The sequence below is a fragment of the Elusimicrobiota bacterium genome, from assembly GCA_016218575.1.
Taxonomy (GTDB): domain Bacteria; phylum Elusimicrobiota; class Elusimicrobia; order UBA1565; family UBA9628; genus JACRDN01.
This window is the reverse complement of sequence record JACRDN010000023.1, coordinates 46,935-66,243: the sequence shown is the minus strand read 5'-3', so window position 1 is coordinate 66,243 and position 19,309 is coordinate 46,935. Positions and strand designations below refer to the sequence as shown.

Genomic DNA, 19,309 nt, shown 5'->3' with positions numbered 1-19,309 from the left:
GCCGAAAGGCGCAGCCAAATTGCAAGTCAAACGCCTACTGCGCCTTATCGGCCTTTTGGCCCTTGTGCTCATGCGCGCGCAGGCGCCCGCCCCGAGCCAGGCCCAGTTCTCCGCCCCCTACGACCCGGATTTCGCGGCTCCCCCCAGTCCCGGAAAGCCCGCGGCCGCGGAAGAGACCGGCCCTGGCCCCTCCACGGATGCCTCGCCGGCCACGGGCCTGCCGGCCGAGCCGGGAGCCGCGCTCGGGACCCAGGCCCAGCCCTTCCTGCTCCTCGAGCGCGCCAATCCGGAGGAGCTTCTTGAACGCCCGGCCCCGCTCGAACCGGAGACGGAGGACGCGGATTTCGTGGACTTCGAGCACCAGCTCAAGGCCTTCGAGTACCGGCCTTCGCAGTACGACGAGGTGAAATCCCGCCTGGAGCGGGGCCTTCCCGCCACCGAGCTCCCGCCTCCGGGCCCGCGGGAATTCGCGCCCGTCGTCTCCGCCGCGCCCAAGCCCCCGCCCCCCGAGGTCGAGCTGCCGGCCTACGGCACGAGCCTCTCCATCACCGGCCGCAAGGTGATCGGCTTCCAGTTTTCCCAGAAGCGCTTCTTGAACGAACAGACCAAAAGCGGCCGAGCCGCAAGCACCAACCTCATCGAGATCAACCAGCAGCTGCAGCTCCGGATGCAGGGCAAGGTCGGGCCAAAGATCACGGTGAACGTGGACTACGACGACACCAAGCAGAACCACCAGGACATCTCCGTGGTCTACACCGGGGACCCCAACGAGGTGGTCCAGAACGTCTCATTCGGTGACATAGACCTCTCCCTTCCGGCCACCGAGTTCGTCTCCTACAACAAGCAGCTCTTCGGCATCCGGGCCGACGTCAAATACAAGGGCTTCAAGGGCTCCGTGATCGCCAGCCGCACCAAGGGAACCACCAAGTCCAAGCAATTCTTCGGCAACACCCAGTTCGTGGCGATCGACCTTCTGGACACATCCTACCTGCGCCGCCAATACTACGACCTGACCTTCGGCTTGAAGAACCGCCTGCCCTTGAAGCCCGGCAGCGAGCGCGTGTTCCTGGCGCGCCAGGAGGTTCGCCAGGCCAACGTCAACGACCTGACCTTGACCGCCGACGACCTCGTGGTGGCCTCCTCCACCTTCACCGGGACCTTCACCCAGCTGAGCCCCGGTCAGGACTACACCATGGACTACGCCAAGGGCGTCATCAATTTTAGGACCCAGCTCCAGCCCCAGTTCGTGGTGGCGGTGGACTTCATAGACGCGAGCGGCAACAGCATCACGGTCGAGACTTCCTCCACGAGCCTGGCCGTGGGGGGCACGGGGCGCTTCAAGCTGATCAAGACGGCCTCCGACATCCCCATAGCACTTTCGACCGAGACCGGCTACAACCGGGAGCTCAAGACCTTCTACTCGATCGGCCAGACCCAAATCGTGCGCGACAACGGGCGCGGGAACTTCATCCTGAAGGTTCTAGACCAGAACCGCAACGAGGTCGGCCCCTCGCTCAATCCCGTCCAGAAGTACCCCGAGAGCATATTCGTAGATTTCGAGAACGGCATTTTCCAGCTTCAGAATCCCTTCGCCGTGCTCGGGGATTCCTCCACCGCGGATCCGGACGTCTACGCCCCCACCCCGATCTCGAAGCGCCTCCTGCACGTGGAGTACAACTACCGCTTCAAGACCTTCTTCCTCGAGCCCAACCTCGTGCCGCAAAGCGAGGTGGTCCTGCTCGATGGGATCAAGCTCAACCGCAACGTGGACTACTTCATCGACTACGAGGCGGGATTCATCACATTCTTCAACGAGGACCGCATCCGGGCCCAGTCCGAGATAGACATCACCTACGAGGTCGCCCCCTTCGCCGGGGTCACAAACGAGTCGCTCCTCGGAACCCGCGTCTCCTACGATTTCAATCCCCACTTCTCCCTGGGCTCGACCTTGCTCTACCAAGCGGGAACCAAGTCCCCCACCGTGCCCACGGTCTCGGAGCTGGCCAGGAGCCTGCTGGTCTATGAGTTCGACAGCCAGGTCAAAAACGTCAAGCTCCTGCCCAACCTCATCGCGAGCTTCTCGGGCGAGTACGCGCAAAGCCGCCAGAACCTGAACCTGAACAGCCACGCCCTCATAGACAACATGGAGGGGATCAAGCAGGAGGACACGGCCAGCACCTTGGCTCAGCAATGGTACATGGCCGCAAACCCCGGCGCTCGGCCTACCGATCCCACCAAGGTCAATTGGCTGACCGAGGACGTGAAGGTCCTCGAGATCAACCCCCGCGCCCAGGCCGGCAGCCAGGAGACCCAGAAGGTCCTGGACTTGAACTACGACTTCACCAACACCCTCTCCACCGAGGCCTCGATCGTCTACCCCTTCTCCACCACGGGCATGGACTTCTCGCAAAAAACGCTCCTCGAGGTGGTCATGCTCGGCGACAACTCCAACAACGAGATCGATTTCCATCTGGGCGGCGTCAACGAGGACGCCGACGGCGATGGGGTCTTCGACACGGAGGACGCCAATAACGACGGAATCCTCCAGCCCTCCGAGGACATCGGCTGGCTCTACAATCCCGCCGGCAAACCCTCGACCAGGCTCGGCGCCGGCAACGGCCGCATAGACACCGAGGATTTGAACGCCAACGGCCGCCTGGACCCAGACGATTTTTCCGGCGACGACTTCGGCTACAGCTCCAACACCGTGACGGGCAACAATTTCCTCTTCAACGCCACGGACTCGAGCACCCACAGCTTCATCAACTTCGGGGGCGGGACCAACTGGAAGGTCTTCCAGATCCCCCTCAACATCTCGACGGCCACGGCCAGCCGCTGGACCAACATCAAGCAGCTGCGCATCTCCCTGCGCCGCCGAAACGGCGGCAACAACGTCGGCACGATGAAATTCGCCCGGATCGCGGTGATCGGAAATACCTGGCAGCGGGGCCAAGCCTTGGACCCGGCCACCAACGCCCCGGCCGTGGCGAGCGAGAGCATGACCGTCACCCCGGTCAACAACGTGGACAATCCAAACTACACCCCCATCTTCAACGCCGGCGGCGACGCCACGCAAGTATTCAACGATCTCTATGGGAATTTAGCCTCTCTTCAAAAGCAGTCCGGCTCCAAGAACCTCTCCGAGCAGGCCCTCCAACTCGAGTTCGTGGGCATGAGCACGGGGGCGGTGGTCACGACCAAGAGGCTGTTCACGCGCGCCATAGACATCAGCCAGCACCGGGCCTTCAATTTCCTGCTCTTCGGAAACGCGGACTTGAACAACGTCAACAACGCCGACCATGAGTTCTTCCTGCGCGTCGGAAATGACGCGAACTTCTTCGAGGTCCGGGTGCCCTTGAACTACACCGGTTGGAAGAAGATCCAGGTGGTCCAGGCCGACACCAATGGAGACTCCATCGCCGACGCCTGGAAGGCCAAGACCGCGGGAACGGTCGTGGTGAGCTCTGGCACCCCCAGCCTCCAGCAAGTGGCCTCTTTGGTGGCCGGCGTGCGCTCTTTGGGGGTGAGCGGCGCCGGCACCACGCGGGGCCGGGCCTACCTCAACGAGATCCACCTGGCCGAGCCCGTGGCGCGGACGGGAACGGCCAAGAAGATCGAGATGGCCTTCGAGGTGCCCGGCTGGGCCACCTTCGGCGGGAAATACCGCGAGGTGGACCGCAACTTCCAGACCCCGACCTCGGTGGTGTCGAACCAGGACCGGCGCGAGGACTCGGCCTACCTCAACTTCACGCGCATGCCGTATTTCCCCATGACCTTCAACCTCTCCCGCTCCATCACGGACACGCCGAGCACCTTCCAGACCGGGGACCTCTCCAACTTCGTCAATCTCCTCCAGCAGGGAAAGGTGACGAGCTGGACCGGAAGCGCCCAAGGAAATTTCGCGCTCGGGGCCTATCCGCGGGTAAGCCTCAGCCACGTGCGCAACCGCGTCGAATACTCCCTGCTCACGAGGCTCGACGACCGCAAGACCTACAGCGGCACGCTCCAGTACGGGGTACCTTGGCAGAGCCGATGGCTCCCCCGCACCATAGACGCCAACTACTCCCACTCGCGCTACGACGTGAGCTTCGAGTCCCTGGCCGCGCGCCGCGTGGCGGGAAACTTCAACACCAACGAGTTCAGCAACACCGTGGGAACGCGCCTCACCTTCGCGCCCTGGGAGGGCTCCTCGTTCAACCCCAACTACTCCCTCACCAAGGTCCATGAGAACCGCTCCGACTTCACCGGCGCTGCGGAGCGCAATCTCCGCTATCCCAAGTCCATGAACCAGACGGTCGGGTTCACATCGAACTTCAAGGTCACCTCATGGCTCAACCCGCAGTTCAACTACTCGATCGATACCATCGAGAACAACATCCTGAGCGTCTCCACCTTCGTGGTGGGAGCCTCGACCCACGTCTTCGACGTGGGTCAAATAAAGACCATCAACCGTTCGGCCAACGGTTCGATGAACCTCCCCATAGCCCTGGGAGACATCTTCTCGAGCCGGCTCCTGCGCTCCATGAACATCGCCTCCGGCTATCAAATCCAGGACGGCGACGTCTGGAACAACGTGGAGAGCGGCCTGAGCTCGCAATACTCGCTTTGGATCCGCACGCCGCTCAGGCCCAAGGGGCCGGCCGCGGTACGCCAGAACCAGACCTTGCGCGACACCTTCAACTCCACCCAGCGCTGGTCTCCCCTCGAGGCCTTCGATCTGCGGGGTCGAAAGAGCGCCTTCAGGACTTTGTCCCTCTCGAACAATTTCGTGCGCAGCATCCAGAGAACCGACGTCACGGGCACGCCCTCCAAGACCATCTCGACCACCTTCCCCGACGCAGTGGCCAACATTTCCCAACTCGAACAGCTCTGGCGCACCGAGTCCTGGATGAGCAACACCCAGATAAACTTCAAGTACTCGGCCCACCGGGTGGAGACGGTAGGGCAGACCATCAACACGGATCAGGGCTTCGGCACAGACCTGCGCAGCATCGTGCGCCGGCGCTTCGACACCTTGCTCAGCTACAATTGGCGCGCGGCGGCCAACCGGAACCTGTTGGTGGACGCCAATACCCAGAAAACCGGGCACGAGGACGCCACCGCCCAGGTTACCTTCGACGTGGGCAAGTTCCGGTTCACCCCGAAAACCGACTACACCCACGACACCACGTCCCTGGGCACCGGGGTGAGGACCCAGGACGTGACCGTGGTAACACCGAGCCTCCTCGTCCGCGCGGACTTGGCCCTCCCGCGGGGCCTGAGGCTGCCCGGCTCGAGCAAGACTTTGCTTTTCTCAAATCGCATCATCTGGACCACCACCATGGCCCTGGCAGAGCGCTCGTCTCCCATCACCATCGCCGACAACTCCCGGCTTTTCACTTTGAACACGAGCGGCGACTACGAGATCGCCAAGAACCTGCGCATGACCTTGAACGGCTCCATGTCCCGCCTTTGGCACCGGTTCTTGAAGGAGGAGGACTTCATCTCCTACCAGTTCGGGACGACGCTCACGTTCCAATTCTAGGCTGCTGTCTCGAAACAAGGCGATCCGGGTCCGCCTGTCCAGTCCAGGTGCTTCATTTCATCGCGATGAGTGCTTTTAATGTGTTCACGTATTCCGCGAATCGCTTCTTACCCTCCTTCGTGACCTTATAAGTGGTTTTGGGTTTGTTATCCACAAAGGTCTTTTTCATTTCGACATAGCCGGCGCCTAGAAGCTCCTTCATGTGTGTGCTCATATGGCCATCAGAGAGGGCCAGCGTATTTTTTAGCGCGGTATAGTCGCATTGACCCACGTTAATGAGGTGAGCCATTATTCGAGTTCGAACAGTCTGATGAATGACCTTATCGAGCTCGTTCATTCTGCGGCCCCATGTTCCTTGCGGAGACAGAAGCCCATCATGATGAGGCTCAGCCCGTTGTAGAGTGCGAATCCGAGCGGGAGATACGGGATGTTGAACTTCGTCAGGTAGGCGTAGACAACGCCGCAGAAGAGGTAGCTCCAGGCGATGTAGGACACCGCTGAAATCGAAAACATTCCGTAGAGACTGAACAGGAATCCCAATAGGATAAAAACCATTGGATGAATGAGCTGGCCCTGCCCAATCGCGCTGAATGAGCATATAGTTCCGATTAACGCGAACAAGAATGCCTTCTTTACGCCAAAGGCCTTCTGGATTAGCGGGTGGAGATCGGAAGGATCCATTTTCTTGTAATGGAGAAGTTTTCCGGCCAGAGAACACAGTCCCCAGTAGAACCCAGTATGAATTAAAATGGTCGCCATTCCCAGGTGAGAGAGCGCTTCGATTCCGAAGGTCAAGCCCTGCGTCACCCATTCAATGGCCGGGATCAGAGTGACGATGATGCCAATTGCAATCATTCTCCCCCCTGAAAATATGGCCTTATTGCTGCCCTCGATAACTTTGTGAATCTCCTCGATTTGCTTCATAGCTTCTGCGGCTTCGTTCGTGTTCATATTCGTTCTCCTTTACTGGGTTATTGTCCTGATATAACTATTATATAGATAGTACTATTTAACTGTCAAGTATTATTTTTAGCGCGTCGATTGATTTGGGATCGGCGGGTAACAGCAGCGATCACAACGCCGCCGTCTTGGCTAATTCGATGGTTCTGTTCTGTTCTGCAGCCGCATTAATGCGAAATGATTATCCATATTTTTACTCCAAGCATTTTCCGCGTAAAGACATGGCACGTTTAGGAAAACACCACTGGCCACAAATAAGGCGGTCATTTGGGAAGGGACTTCCGGGCTAGAATAACCAAGCGCTTGCTGTCGGCAAGCAACTGGCCGCCCTCAAGGCTGCCCCAGCGGCGCAGGGGTTCCAGGCCCGCGGCGGAGAGGGCCCGGGAAAGGCGCTTGTCATCGTAGAGGCGCAAGAAGTGGGCGGCGGAGGCCGGACGATGGCCGGGCCTTATAACCGTCCAGGTGCTGACGACCGAGGGATCTCGTCCGAAGCGCAGCTCGGCCTCCTCCAATAGATAAGAGCCGTCGGCGCGGCGGCGCCAGTTCCTGGGAAGAAAATGGCGCCGGAGGTATCCCGCGTTGACGACGTCAATCAGGAAAAGCCCGCCGGGCTTAAGGGCTCTGCATATCCCCCGGAGGCTCTCAAAGTCCTCCAGGGGGTTGAGAAAATATCCGAAGCTTGTCCAAAGATTCAGGACGGCATCGAATTCCTCGTCGTAGGCCAGTCGCCGTATATCGCCCAGAACGTAGCGCGGATTCCCGGCGCCTGAAAGGCGGCGCGCTTGCCTCAAATACGCCGGCGTCGCGTCGAGGCCGGTCACGAGGATCCCGCGCCGGGCCAGAAGCCGGCTGTGCCGGCCGGTGCCGCAGCAGAGGTCCAGGACCTTGCGGCCCTTCTTCAGGCCCAGCGCCCGCGCGGCGAAGGCGGCTTCCCCGGCCGCGGCCGCCATGGCCTCGGATTGTCCCGGCGAGAAAATCCGGCTGTTAAAAAAGGATTTGGTCCAGTCTCTTAATGAGGTCATGGATAATTATATCAGCGCGCCGGCGGCTAAATCTTGGAAATGGCGCGGGAGGCCGCGCCGGAACCGTCGGCACCGTCTTTGAAATCCGCCCAGTAGGTGGTGAGGTGGACCACTCCCCATTGAAGCCAGCGCAGCAGGCGGCCTACCCAGCTTCCGCGACGCTCGGTCTTGAACGAGGGCGGGTCTGCAGGGCCGCGGCTCAAGTACGAGGCGATCTCGGGATCGACCGAGAATACCAGGTAGGGCACGTCGTGGATTCGCAGCATGAGGTTCTTGGACAAGGGATAGGGCCGCTCGTGGACCATGACCGGATGAGGCTTTCCGTAAGGCCCCCGCCCCCAGCGCTCCTCAATGCGCTTGACGAAGGCCTCCGCGGCCCGGGCCTGGCCCCCCTCGCTAACGAGCTCCAGGTCGAAATCGCTGCGCGGGTTGGCCGAGCCGTAGGCGAAGCTCCCAATAAGTACGGCGGCCAGTACGCCGCCGGGGGCGGCGGGATTTTCCTCGCGCAGGGTCTCCTCGACCGCCTGCTGGAAGCTCGTCAGCACCTCGGCTTGCTTGTTTTTCTGGAACTCGGCCGTTTCCTCGGCCAGGCTTTCCGAGACCAGGCTGTCGAAGTACGGCGCCAGTTCCGCCGCGAGCTTAAGCGACCCCTTGAGAAGGGCGTCCCTCAGCCTCTGACGAAAGTTCGATTGGGATATCCCGGCGCGATTGTAGGCCAGGGCCCGCGCCATGAAGGCCTCGAAGGCGGCTTTCTCCTTGCCCCCGACTCCCGGAGAGACGAAATATTTTTGGAAGGCCACGCGCGCCTCGCGCATCACTTTTTCATCAACCAGGGAGCTGTGGCCCAAGACGTAGTAAGTCCCCTGAATGCCCATGATTCTCATGTAGGAAAAGAATTCACGACGCTTGGCGATGGGAAGGGTTTCCCCTCGGGACGCGGCCAAGGCCGCGTCCCGTTTGTGCAGGGACCAGACGTCGAGAATATGGTCGAAAAGATACCACTTGAGCCCCTGCCAATAGAGGGAGCCAAAGAACAGCTCCTCTCTAAGGCGCTGCCTCCAGCCGGCTTCCGGAAAGCGGATCTTGGGGGACCTGACCCGGGCCGCCTCGCCGTGACTGGGCGCCGGGAAAGGCCGCGCCAGGGGCGCGAAAGTCTCGGCCCGGCCTTCCGCCGTTAAAAACACGGCGGACTCAGGCGAATGCGGCGCCGTTTCCGCGAACATGGCCCGCGCCACGGCCGAGGCGCTTTCCCCGGGCATGGGCCCCTCCAGCCGCCGCGCGAGCCTGGCTCGCGCCCGAATCTCGTAGGCCGCCGTCGGAACAAATTTGAAGAGGGATAACTCCCGCGGAAGGGGCGTTTGGGGCCGGGTCCCAGATGGATATTGATGGACGGTCGCTTTTAAAGGAAGGGGAAACGCGCGGAGAAGGAAGAGACAGGCCGCAAGACGCAAGTTCTGCCGCGCCATCGGCAGGGATTATATCGAAAAGAAAAAATGCTCAAGCGGCGAAAAGGCGCTCAAGTCTCCAGGCAATCGGCCCATACCCCCCGTGGGTCTAATGGGAAAAAATTATGGCTCGCGCAGGACTTGGAAGGAATGCTTGCGGCCGCCGTCGTAAAACTTGAGGACAATCTTGGCCCGGCCCTCGCGCTCGACGCGGATGAAGCGCTCGTGGGGCTGGCGGGAGGCCTCGGCGGGGGCCCATGCGCCCCCGGCGGCTTGGGTCCAATACTCAAAGCGAAAAAGATGGTTGCCGGCGGGCAGGCGCCGTCCCCATTTTTTCTCCTGGGACTTGGGAAGGGCCGCGGTGCGGCCCGCCGGGAGGCCGTCAATGTAGATTTGGACGTAAGCCGGCGAATCCTCTTCCAGCCCGGGCACGGCCTCGGAGGACTCCAACTCGAAATTGCAATTAGGGCAGGCTCCGGAGTCCGCGCGCAAAGCCTTGAAGCCGCCGCAGCCCGATGCGGCAAGCGCTATGACGGCGAGCCAGAAAGCCCCAAGCGATTTCATCAGCGGATGCGCAGGCCCACGGTGTATTTGTCCCTGACGTTGGATTGCGCGGGATCCGCGGCCCGAAGCTCGAGGTCATAGGTCCCGGGCTCGAGCTCTTTCTCGAAGGAGATGTTTTCCCCGGCGCGCGAGCCGGTCCAAACGCCGAGCTCGGTCAATTCCTGGTCATAGAGCGCGGCTCGGCCGCGCACATTGAGCACGCCGGTGACGTCGAAGAGAACCAGACCTTTGTGGTAGACGTTGAAGGTGTACCAATCCGCGTCCCCCTTGGGGGCGAGATACCCGTCCACGGACTCTCCGATCTTGATGGGCTGGGCCGAACCCGAGCTGTCGTTGATCTCGTACTCGAGCCCCGCCGGGAATGGGATCCGGGACCAGCCCAAGGAATAGCTTTGGCCGGGATTGGCCTTCCTCCCTGATTTCTCGGACACCGAGAAATACCAATCTCCACGGCCGACCCCGACGCCAGTCAGGACCTCGGCCTGGCCCATGCCCATGTTGTCCACGCTCAAAAGCTCGTTGCCGAAGGAATCGTAAAAGCGCAGGACCAGGTCCAGACCCTCGACTCCGGAGAGATTGGCGCGCAGGATTTGCTTTAAGTCATCCTGAACGGAGAGCTTGTACCAGTCCGCGTCCTGCGCGGAGGACAAAACCCCGGATATGCTCTCGACCTCGAGCGGGGTGGCGTCGGTCCTCTGGTCGTTGGGTTCGAACTCGGTGCGCCCCTGGTAAGGGACAAGCTCGCTCAGGATTTCATAGGACGTGTTGGGCTGGGAGGCGTTGCGGCGCTTGCTGCGCAGGCGCAGGTAATACGCGGCCGGACCTCTCACGCCGAAATGGCGCAGGCTTTCCCCCTCCCCGAGCCCTCCCGCGTCCGACTCCCTCACTTTATACGAATTGGAGTCGTATATCTCGACGGAGGGATCGATCTGCGACACCTCGCTCACGACCAAGTTCAGGAGAAACAAGCCGCTTTGGGGGATATCGATTTGGAACCAATCCTCCTCCTCGAAATCCTTGTCCGGAGCCAGAAGATTCTTGGACGGGAAAAAATGGCCCTTGGTCACTCCGGGAAGCTCCAGGACGCTGGCCGTCTGCGGGCTGTCGTTGGGCTCCCTCTCATGGCCCAGGCCCGGGTCGAGCCTCACGCGCAATTGGTACTCCTGGCTCGGGTTTGCGCCCTTTTCGTTCTTGTTGGAGACAACGATGTAATAGACCCCCTCGCTCACTCCCAGGTCAAGCATCTCCTCATCGCCCCCGACCGCGGTCTCATCGTAGCGCTTGAGCTCGCGCCTGAGGCCGTCCCGGAAACTCAGCGCGAAATCCACGCCCCTGACTCCTTCCAGATGAGCCGAGAGGGCGGCCGTCTTCTGCTTTATTTCGATGCGAAAGATGTCCACGTCCCGGGCATGGGCGATAGTGCCCTCGCTGAGTCCCGCCCTGATGGGGGTGGCCTGCCCGTAATCGTCGTTAGGCTCGATTTCCCGCGTGGTCCGGGAACAGGAACAGAAGAGGAGGGCCGCCCAAAGAACGACTGGAAATCGGGCCGCGCGCAGCATGATGCGATTTTAGCTAATTGGGAAGAGGCCGAGTAGGCCTGCCGCGGTAGATTCCCTTGACGAAATCCATCCAGATCGGAGCCGCCACGATCCCGCCGGATTTGCCAGCCCCGAGAGCGACCCGGGCGTCGTCATGCCCGATCCAGACCGCCGCCGAAACGTCCGCCGTGACCCCGGCAAACCACGCGTCCCGGTAGTCATCCGTAGTCCCGGTCTTGCCGGCTGCGGGCAGGCTGAATCCCGCCCTTTGGGCCGCGGCGTAAGCCGTTCCCTCGGGCCCGAGCACTCCCCGGAGAGCCTCGAGGAGAGCCCGGCTGACCCCGGGATCGAGCACCTGCGGTAGCTCCCCGGCGGGCTTGCGCTCCTCCAGAGTCCGCCCCTCGCGATCCTGGATGGAGCGGATAAAGTAAGGCTCCACCGCGCGGCCGCCGTTGACGAAAACGGCGTAAGCCCGGGCCGTCTCGAGGGCCGAGAGATCCGCAGCGCCCAAGGCCAGCGACAGATTTCGGGGAAACCGGGCCTCGGGCGCTCCTGAAGCCTGGGAGAGGATACGCGCCACCGCGTCCTTGTCCGCGTCGCGTAGAAGCTGGACAGCCACGGAATTCAAGGACTTCTGCAGGGCCAAGCGCAAAGTCACCTCGCCGTAATACTTGTTCCCGTAATTGCGCGGCGACCAAACGCGGCCGCCGCCCATGGGGTAGCGCCTCGGCGCGTCCGTTATCTCATCCTCAAGCCTGAACCGGCCCGAGGCGAGAGCCACCGCGAAAATGAAGGGCTTCACTGTCGAACCCATGGGCCTGCGGCTGTCCGCGGCGCGGATAAGCTGATTCTGGAAATTGAAAGCGCTGCCTCCGACCAGGGCCAGAACGGCCCCGTCTTCAGGATTCACGGCGGCCAAGGCCCCCTCCACGGGAGGGGTTTCCCGGCTCAAGCCCCGGTTCTCGCGGGCCAGCCCCTCCTTCAAGGCGCGCTGGGCCTCGCGTTGGATGTCCAAGTCGAAAGTCGTGCGAACGCGCAATCCCCCCTTGATCAGCCTCTCCTGGCTGAAGCGGGTGAGGAGCTGGCGGCGCAGGAACTCCACCGCATAAGGGGCCTCGTTGACTTCCATGCGCCAGAAAGAAATCTCCGGAACGGCGGACCCCGCCTCGAACCGCCGCCAAAATTGCGGGGATTGGTTTCTCGCCGCCGATGAAGAGATGAAGCCGAGCCGGGCCATGCGCGTCAGCACGGTCCTTTGCCTGGCCTTGGCCAGTTCCAGATTCTCGAATGGGGAGTAGCGGCTAGGACTGGCCACGAGCCCGGCCAACATCGCGGATTCCTCGAGTTCGAGCTCTTTGGCGGACTTGCCGAAATAGGCCCGGGCCGCGGATTCGATCCCGTAGCAACCGCCGCCGAAGTAGGCGAAGTTGAGATACATGAGGAGTATCTGGTCCTTGGTGAACTTGCCCTCCAGCTTCCTCGCGCAAAAGAGCTCGAAGAGCTTGCGGCCGAAAGTCCTCTGGCGGGTGGTGAACATCATCTTGGCGAGCTGTTGGGTCAAGGTGCTTCCTCCTTGCTTGACCCGTAGGTTTTTGAGGTTGACCGCCGCGGCGCGCAGGAGCGCGCGCCAGTTCACGCCGTGGTGCTGGTAGAAATTCCCGTCTTCGGTCGCGACCAAAGCCTTCTTGAGGGAATCGGGGATATCCTCCGGGTCGGAGACGTACAGGCCCTTTCGCGGGCTGAACTCTCCTAGGAGCCTATCCTGGGCGTCTAATATCTGCGTGGGCAGGGCCTCCACCGAAAGCTTGGATGCCATGTACGGCACCTCGAAAACCTCGTCGCTCCCCAGGAGATACGCCTCGCGGCCGGGCGATGTGATGGCAAGGTAATATTGATCCATGCGCTGGACCACGGATCTCTCGAGGTTCTTGTAAGTCCAGAACCCGCGGCCCAAGAACGCAGCCGCGGCAATTGCCGCCGCCAGCAAACCCAAGAATAACGCTTTCACGAATGGTGTCAGACTATTAACTTATGCAACTTATTAAACTTTCTTCGTCAAGGAAATTCAAATAAGTTGCACAAGTTGCATAAGTTAATAGTCTGACACCAGCTGCCAGTTGGCAGGTGGAACCTTTTTGGGGGGAGCGTCGTATAGATAGGCATGGGCTGGGAATGGGCGCGGGAAACTCTATGGCATTGGATTTGGCCGAGGACTTGCGCGCATTGCCGGGAGGATTTGCCCAAGGGCGCGGATGGACCGCTTTGCCGGGCCTGCCTGCTGCTGCTCGTGCCTTGGGAATTTTCCCCCTCGGGAGGCCTTAAGCGCTGCCCCCTCCTGCGCGCGGCCTATCTCTACCGCGGCTCGGCGGTATCAGTAGTTCACGCCTTCAAATACAGGGGCCAGAAAAGCGCGGCCAAGGCCGCGGGTCTGTGGATGGCGGCGGAGCTGGCCCGATTCCCCGAGCTTGAGCGGCCCCGGGCCCTGGTGCCAGTACCCCTGCACCCGTCCCGTCTGCGAGAGCGCGGGTACAACCAGTCCCTGCTCCTGGCCGAGTCCCTCTCCCGGGCCTGCAGCATTCCCGTGCGGGAGCTCTTGGTCCGCACGCGCAAAACCAAGCCCCAGCTCGAGCTCAATCGCCAGGAGCGCCTCAAGAACCTCCAGCATTCCATGCAAGCGCGGCAACGGCTCGAGGGAGGAAGATTCTGGATCATAGACGACGTCTGCACCAGCGGAGCCTCTCTGGAGGCCGCGGCGGAGGCCCTGCTCGACGCGGGCGCGACGCAGGCGCTGGGCTACGTCTTCGCCCGGCAGCTCATTGAAAAAGGCCGAGTATCCTCTGCCAGAGCGAGCGCGGCGCAGGCTTGCGCAAAGCCGGCTCGGCCGGCTCGTGGTGCACGGGCAAAGTGAAATAAAATGTCGAGCCCTTGCCGGACTCGCTTTCCACCCACATCTTGCCCTCCTGCATGTGGACCAGGGCCTTGGCGATGGCCAGCCCCAAGCCCGTCCCTCCCACGTGCAGCTCGCCCGATGCGATCTGGACGAATTTCTCGAATATCCGGTCCTGATCGTCCTTGGCAATCCCGCAGCCCGTGTCCACCACCGAAAAAAGAAGCTGCTTCTCGCCCAGAGACGCCTTGCCCAGCGCCTTGGGCCAGTTGGCGCTCACCGTGATTCGGCCCCCGGCTGGGGTAAACTTGATGGCGTTCGAGATGAGATTAACGAGGACCTGGACGGTGCGCTTGGCATCGGCCGCGACCAGAGGCAAGGCCTGCCCCAGCGACAAGGTCAGGGCCAGCCCCTGCTTCTTGGCCCAGGGGGTCAGGCTTTCCACGGCCTCGCGCGCCAGGCTCTCTGCGGAGGCCCTCTTGGGGTAGACCGTCATCTGCCCCGATTCGATCTTGGAGAAATCCAAAATGCTGTCGATGAGGCCCGAGAGCCTCTCACTGTTGCGGATGGCCGTGCCCAAAACCTGGTTATCCTTTTGCTCGATCTTGGCCGAGACCTCGTCCTGCAGTATCTCCAACGCCGCGCGTATGGAGGACAGGGGAGCCCGCAGCTCGTGGGTCACGTGGGCCACGAAGTCGCGCTGGAGGCTCTGGAACTCCTTATGCTTGACCGAGTCGGTGAGAGCCGAGACCATGCCCACGACCTTGCCGGCTTCGTTCTGGACCATGGCCCCGGCGGCCTTGACCACTCTGCGGGTCTCCTCGTCGGCCAGCACCTTGACCTCTGGTTTGATGGGGCGGTCCGTGGGCGTGGCGATCTCGGCGGCCAAGGCCGTGACATGGTTCTCCCCCACGGCCTCCGACAGGGGCTTGCCCGCCAGCTGGGCCAAGGAGGCCCCATAAATCTGCTCCGCGGCGGGGTTCATCATGAGAACCCGGCCCTGATCGTCCACCATGACCACGCCCTCCGCCACGTTCTGGAGCACGCTCATGGTACGGGCCTGCTCGTTTTCGAGGCGGCTCTTCTCCTTGCGGATGGGCGAGACGACCTCCTCCACGCGGCGCTCCACGTCGTCCTGCAACAGATGCATCACCTTCTCGTAAAGCTCCCCGTGCTGGGCCGCGTTGGGCACGGCCTTCTGGATGAGGGCCTGGATGGTGCTCTCCGCTGACTTGTTCTGCAGGGCCTCGTTGAGGTCCACGGCCTTGAGCTTGGTGTAGACCGCCTCGTTGAGAAGGATATGGGAGGCTCCCTTAGCGTCGAGGAAGGCTTGGCCCGGCTGGCCCAAGTCCTGCCGCGCCGCCGAGAGCTCGCATAACGCCACCAACTCCTGATACTCCAAGCCCCGCTTCAAAGTGAGACTGCCTATCTTAAAGCGCGTGAAAAAAGCCGGAATAGCCGAGGGCAGGCGCGACAGAAGCCCCGCGATGCGGCCATTGGCGATGAGCTTGTCTTGGTCCAGGGAATAGGCGAGCTCCCCTTCGGAAGTTTGTTCCAAGACCGCCGATAGCTCCGCCAAAACCGCCTTCAGGGTCTCGGCGACCGCGGGATGGCCCACCTTATAGAGCGACATCTGCCCCAAGGCCTTGCCCAAGCCTTTCAAGGCCTCGAGGGACTGCCTTTCGAACGGCGAGGGGCTGGCCTCGGGCATCAAAGCCTCTGGAGATTGGGACGGGCGATTCCCTGGGTTGCGTTGCGGGCGTCGAAAACCCAGGGGCTGTGACGCAGAACCTTGTCGTAATCCACGTCCCGATGGCCGGTGAGGATGGCGACGCAGTCGCTGGCCTTGAGCGCCTGGGCGGTCAGCGGCGAACAGCTGAAGCTCTGGCCCGCCAAGGACAGCTTGGGCACGAAGGGGTCGTGGTAGGCGACCTGGGCCTTGGCCTCGATGAGAAGCTGCATCACGTCCAAGGAAGGGGACTCCCGGTAGTCCGAGGTATTGGGCTTGTAGGCCACGCCCAGGATCAGGATGCGGCTGCCGTTCAACGGCTTGCGGCTTTCGTTGAGGAGATGGGCGATGCGCTCCACGGTGTAGCGGGGCATGGTGCCATTGATAGCCGAGGCGATCTGGAGGAAGCGCGGCTCGAAATTGAGGGTCTTCATCTTCCAAGCCAGGAGCTGGGGGTCCTTGGGGATGCAGTGCCCGCCGATCCCGGGCCCCGGGTAAAAGGGAGTAAAGCCGAAGGGCTTGGTGGCCGCGGCCGCGATGATCTCCCAGACATCGAGTCCCAGCTTGTTGCAAATCTGAGCCATCTCGTTGACGAGCGCGATATTGACGGCGCGGAAGGAGTTCTCCAAGAGCTTGACCATCTCGGCCGCCTGAGTGGAGGAGACGGGCACGACCTCGCGCACGATCTCGGAGTAGACCGCCTGGGCAAGCTTGCGGGACATGGGGTCCGTGCCGCCCACCACCTTCGGGGTGTTGGCGATGTTGAAATTCTTATTGCCGGGGTCCACCCGCTCGGGAGAGAAAGCCAGGAAAAAGTCCCGGCCCAGCCTGCGCCCATTTTTATTGAGGATGGGGAGGATGATGTCGTCGGTGGTCCCGGGGAAAGTGGTGCTCTCGAGGATGATGAGCTGGCCCTTCCTCAGGTTATGGGAAATGCGCTCGGCCGCGGCGCAGATGTTGCTGACGTCGGGCTCCTTGCTCTTGCGCAAGGGAGTCTGCACGCAGATGAAGATGACGTCGCACTCGGGCAGGAGCTTGACGGCGTCCGTGGCCCGGAAGAGGCCGGCCTCCAGGTACTTCTTGAGTTCGCCAGAGGAAACGTCCAAGACGTAGGATTTGCCGCGCTTGAGATCCGCGACCCGCTCCGGGTTGACCTCGAAGCCCACGGTCTTGAAGCCCTTGCGGCAGAACTCCATGGCCAGGGGCAGCCCGACATAGCCCAGGCCCAAGACCCCGACGGTGAGCGAGCGCTCCCTCAGGCGGTCCAAGAAATCCATCAAGGTGGTATTGTAACTCACAAATCCGCTTCTTGCAATGCTCCGTTTACAAGGCGGACATTTTTTGTAAGAATGGGAATTATACAATGGTCAAGTGTGATCCCGACCTCTGCCAGGTCTGCGTGATTGGTTCAGGCTACGTGGGTCTGGTCACGGGAACCTGTCTTGCCGAAATCGGCCATCGGGTCGTTTGCGTGGATTCAGACCCGCGCAAGATCGCGGCACTCAAGGCCGGGCGGCTTCCCATCTACGAGCCAGGCCTTGCCGAGCTCTTCTCCAGAAACCTCAAGGAAGGCCGCCTGCGCTTCGTCTCCAGCGTCAAGGCGGGAATGCGCGAGGGAAAGCGACAGGCCGAGATCATCTTCATCGCCGTGGGGACTCCTCCCCGCCACGACGGCTCGGCCGATCTTTCCTCCGTGGAGGCGGTGGCCGAGGAGATCGCCAAAAATTTAAAGGAGTACGCCGTGATCGTGGACAAGTCCACGGTGCCTGTGGAGACGGGCGAATGGGTGAGCCGCACCATATCGCGTCACAAGAAGAACGGGTTTTCCTACGACGTCGCCTCCAACCCCGAGTTCTTGAGCGAGGGAAGCGCTGTCAACGACTTCCTCCACCCCGACCGCATCGTGCTCGGGATATCTTCGCCGCGGGCCGAGGAGGCCTTGCGCAAGCTTTACAAGCCGATCTCAGCCCCGGTGATCGCCACCGACGTGAAAAGCGCCGAGCTCATCAAGCACGCCTCGAACTCGTTTTTGGCCACCAAGATCTCCTACATCAACGCGGTCGCGACCCTCTGCGAGAAGGTGGGCGCCGACGTGACGCAGGTGGCGCACGGCATGGGCCTCGACCGGCGCATCGGGCCGCTTTTCCTCAAGGCGGGGATCGGCTTCGGCGGCTTCTGTTTTCCCAAGGACCTCGAGGCCTTCTATTGGATCAGCAAGCAAAAGGGCTACGATTTCTCGCTCCTCAAGGTGGTCAAGGACATCAACGAGCACCAGAAAACCTGGATCCCGCGCAAGATCGAGGAAACCCTGTGGAATCTCGAGGGAAAGACGGTGGGCCTCCTTGGGCTTTCCTTCAAACCCCACACCGACGACATGCGCTTCGCCCCAAGCCTCGACATCGTCCGCATGCTCTTGGAGCGCCGGGTCCGCGTCCGGGCCACGGACCCGGTGGCCATGCCGGGAGCCAAGAAGCTCGCGGCCTTGAAAGGCGTCGAGTTCTGCCGCGATGCCTACGCCTGCGCCCAGGGCGCCGACGCGCTCGCTCTCGTCACGGACTGGCCCCAGTTCCGCGAGCTCGACTGGAAGCGCTTGAAGAAGATCATGCGCGTGCCCCTCCTCCTGGACGGCCGCAACTTCTACTCCGGCGAGGACCTGCGCAAGGCGGGCTTCACTTACCGCGGCGTGGGCAAGCCTTAGCTTCTCACCATGCGCATCCTCATCACGGGCGGCGCGGGCTTCCTGGGCAGCCACCTGGCCGAGCGCTTTCTCTCGCAGGGCCATTATGTCATCGTCCTCGACAACCTTATCACGGGACAGCCCGAGAACATCCAGGAGCTATTCAAGAACCCCAAGTTTTCCTTCATCAAGATGGACGTGACCAATTTCATCCACGTGCCTGGCCCTCTCGACGCAGTGCTCCATTTCGCCAGTCCCGCCAGCCCCGAGGACTACGCCAAATTCCCCATACCGACCCTCAAGGTGGGCGCCTTGGGAACCCACAAAGCCCTGGGCCTGGCCAAGGACAAGAAGGCCGTGTTCATGCTGGCCTCCACCTCGGAGGTGTACGGCGACCCCCAGGTCAACCCCCAGCCCGAGACTTACTGGGGCAACGTCAATCCCATAGGCCCGCGGGGAGTCTACGACGAGGCCAAGCGTTTCGCCGAGGCCCTAGCCACGGCCTACCACCGCTCGCACAAGATGCCCGTGCGCATCGCCCGAATCTTCAACACCTACGGGCCCCGCATGCGCCAAAGCGATGGCCGGGCCGTTCCCAATTTCATCACCCAGGCCCTGAAGGGCAAGCCCCTCACGATATACGGAAATGGCTCCCAAACTCGCAGCTTCTGCTACGTGGACGACCTCGTGAGCGGACTCGATCTTCTCCTGCATGGCGGCGTCGAAAGCCCCGTCAACATCGGAAACCCCCAGGAGACCGCCATCCTGGAAATCGCGCGGACCATCCGGCGCCTCACCGGCTCCAGGTCGAAAATCGTTTTCAAGCCCTTGCCCACGGACGACCCCAAGGTCCGCTGCCCGGACATATCCCTGGCCTGGTCCCGACTCGGCTGGAAGCCCCGGATCGGCCTCGAGAAGGGCTTGTCGGCCACCATCGACTATTTCCGCCAGAGCCTGAAGTAG

At 61.8% G+C, this 19,309-nt stretch carries 13 protein-coding genes; 4 read left to right on the top strand and 9 right to left on the bottom strand.

Annotated elements, in window-relative coordinates:
• The first annotated feature begins 19 nt into the window (after positions 1 to 19).
• Positions 20 to 5,524 carry a hypothetical protein gene (locus tag HY921_12845; protein MBI5631758.1) on the top strand — a complete coding sequence of 1,835 codons (5,505 nt, stop codon included), beginning with the start codon at positions 20 to 22 and terminating at the stop codon, positions 5,522 to 5,524.
• Positions 5,525 to 5,576: 52 nt separating this feature from the next.
• Here HY921_12845 and HY921_12840 read toward each other — a convergent pair whose 3' ends face one another.
• From HY921_12840 to HY921_12810, 7 genes are all read right to left on the bottom strand, one after another.
• Positions 5,577 to 5,861 (bottom strand): transcriptional regulator, encoded by a 285-nt coding sequence (locus tag HY921_12840; GenBank protein MBI5631757.1) that lies wholly within the window; start codon positions 5,859 to 5,861, stop codon positions 5,577 to 5,579.
• Entirely contained in the window at positions 5,858 to 6,475 is a 618-nt protein-coding gene (locus HY921_12835; GenBank protein ID MBI5631756.1) for a hypothetical protein, read from the bottom strand. The genes HY921_12840 and HY921_12835 overlap by 4 nt, the downstream gene beginning before the upstream one ends.
• A 272-nt stretch (positions 6,476 to 6,747) precedes the next feature.
• The gene (locus HY921_12830; GenBank protein MBI5631755.1) at positions 6,748 to 7,506 is read right to left on the bottom strand and encodes a class I SAM-dependent methyltransferase; all 759 of its coding nucleotides are present in this window, start codon (positions 7,504 to 7,506) and stop codon (positions 6,748 to 6,750) included.
• Positions 7,507 to 7,532: 26 nt separating this feature from the next.
• Entirely contained in the window at positions 7,533 to 8,972 is a 1,440-nt protein-coding gene (locus HY921_12825) for a nucleotidyltransferase domain-containing protein (protein ID MBI5631754.1), read from the bottom strand.
• 102 nt (positions 8,973 to 9,074) lie between these two features.
• A complete protein-coding gene (locus HY921_12820; protein ID MBI5631753.1) occupies positions 9,075 to 9,515 on the bottom strand; it encodes a hypothetical protein in 441 nt (146 codons plus the stop codon).
• Positions 9,515 to 11,074: a hypothetical protein gene (locus tag HY921_12815; protein ID MBI5631752.1), complete on the bottom strand. Its 1,560-nt coding sequence runs from the start codon at positions 11,072 to 11,074 to the stop codon at positions 9,515 to 9,517. Before HY921_12815 ends, HY921_12820 begins: the two co-directional genes overlap by 1 nt.
• A 13-nt stretch (positions 11,075 to 11,087) precedes the next feature.
• Positions 11,088 to 13,061: a PBP1A family penicillin-binding protein gene (locus HY921_12810; protein MBI5631751.1), complete on the bottom strand. Its 1,974-nt coding sequence runs from the start codon at positions 13,059 to 13,061 to the stop codon at positions 11,088 to 11,090.
• Between the two features lie 153 nt (positions 13,062 to 13,214).
• Between HY921_12810 and HY921_12805 the strand changes: the two genes are divergently transcribed.
• Positions 13,215 to 13,961, top strand: a complete 747-nt coding sequence (locus HY921_12805) for a ComF family protein (protein MBI5631750.1) — start codon at positions 13,215 to 13,217, stop codon at positions 13,959 to 13,961.
• On the opposite strand, the gene HY921_12800 is transcribed toward HY921_12805, so the two are convergent.
• Positions 13,867 to 15,651 carry a PAS domain S-box protein gene (locus tag HY921_12800; protein ID MBI5631749.1) on the bottom strand — a complete coding sequence of 595 codons (1,785 nt, stop codon included), beginning with the start codon at positions 15,649 to 15,651 and terminating at the stop codon, positions 13,867 to 13,869. The two genes, HY921_12805 and HY921_12800, sit on opposite strands and share 95 nt — an antisense overlap.
• On the bottom strand, positions 15,651 to 16,946 hold the full coding sequence (locus HY921_12795) for a nucleotide sugar dehydrogenase (protein ID MBI5631748.1): 1,296 nt from the start codon (positions 16,944 to 16,946) through the stop codon (positions 15,651 to 15,653). Before HY921_12795 ends, HY921_12800 begins: the two co-directional genes overlap by 1 nt.
• An 86-nt stretch (positions 16,947 to 17,032) precedes the next feature.
• Here HY921_12795 and HY921_12790 point away from each other — a divergent pair, with 86 nt between their 5' ends.
• Positions 17,033 to 18,367, top strand: coding sequence for a UDP-glucose/GDP-mannose dehydrogenase family protein (locus HY921_12790; protein MBI5631747.1), 1,335 nt, complete (start codon positions 17,033 to 17,035; stop codon positions 18,365 to 18,367).
• A gap of 9 nt (positions 18,368 to 18,376) precedes the next feature.
• On the top strand, positions 18,377 to 19,309 hold the full coding sequence (locus tag HY921_12785; GenBank protein ID MBI5631746.1) for an SDR family oxidoreductase: 933 nt from the start codon (positions 18,377 to 18,379) through the stop codon (positions 19,307 to 19,309).

Bases quoted from the DNA above. Each gene is read 5' to 3' on its own strand.
- HY921_12795 (MBI5631748.1), bottom strand. From the start codon at position 16,946: ATGGATTTCTTGGACCGCCTGAGGGAGCGCTCGCTCACCGTCGGGGTC.
- HY921_12785 (MBI5631746.1), top strand. From the start codon at position 18,377: ATGCGCATCCTCATCACGGGCGGCGCGGGCTTCCTGGGCAGCCACCTG.
- HY921_12825 (MBI5631754.1), bottom strand. From the start codon at position 8,972: ATGGCGCGGCAGAACTTGCGTCTTGCGGCCTGTCTCTTCCTTCTCCGC.
- HY921_12820 (MBI5631753.1), bottom strand. From the start codon at position 9,515: ATGAAATCGCTTGGGGCTTTCTGGCTCGCCGTCATAGCGCTTGCCGCA.
- HY921_12830 (MBI5631755.1), bottom strand. From the start codon at position 7,506: ATGACCTCATTAAGAGACTGGACCAAATCCTTTTTTAACAGCCGGATT.
- HY921_12815 (MBI5631752.1), bottom strand. From the start codon at position 11,074: ATGCTGCGCGCGGCCCGATTTCCAGTCGTTCTTTGGGCGGCCCTCCTC.
- HY921_12805 (MBI5631750.1), top strand. From the start codon at position 13,215: ATGGGCTGGGAATGGGCGCGGGAAACTCTATGGCATTGGATTTGGCCG.
- HY921_12835 (MBI5631756.1), bottom strand. From the start codon at position 6,475: ATGAACACGAACGAAGCCGCAGAAGCTATGAAGCAAATCGAGGAGATT.
- HY921_12840 (MBI5631757.1), bottom strand. From the start codon at position 5,861: ATGAACGAGCTCGATAAGGTCATTCATCAGACTGTTCGAACTCGAATA.
- HY921_12790 (MBI5631747.1), top strand. From the start codon at position 17,033: ATGGTCAAGTGTGATCCCGACCTCTGCCAGGTCTGCGTGATTGGTTCA.
- HY921_12800 (MBI5631749.1), bottom strand. From the start codon at position 15,651: ATGCCCGAGGCCAGCCCCTCGCCGTTCGAAAGGCAGTCCCTCGAGGCC.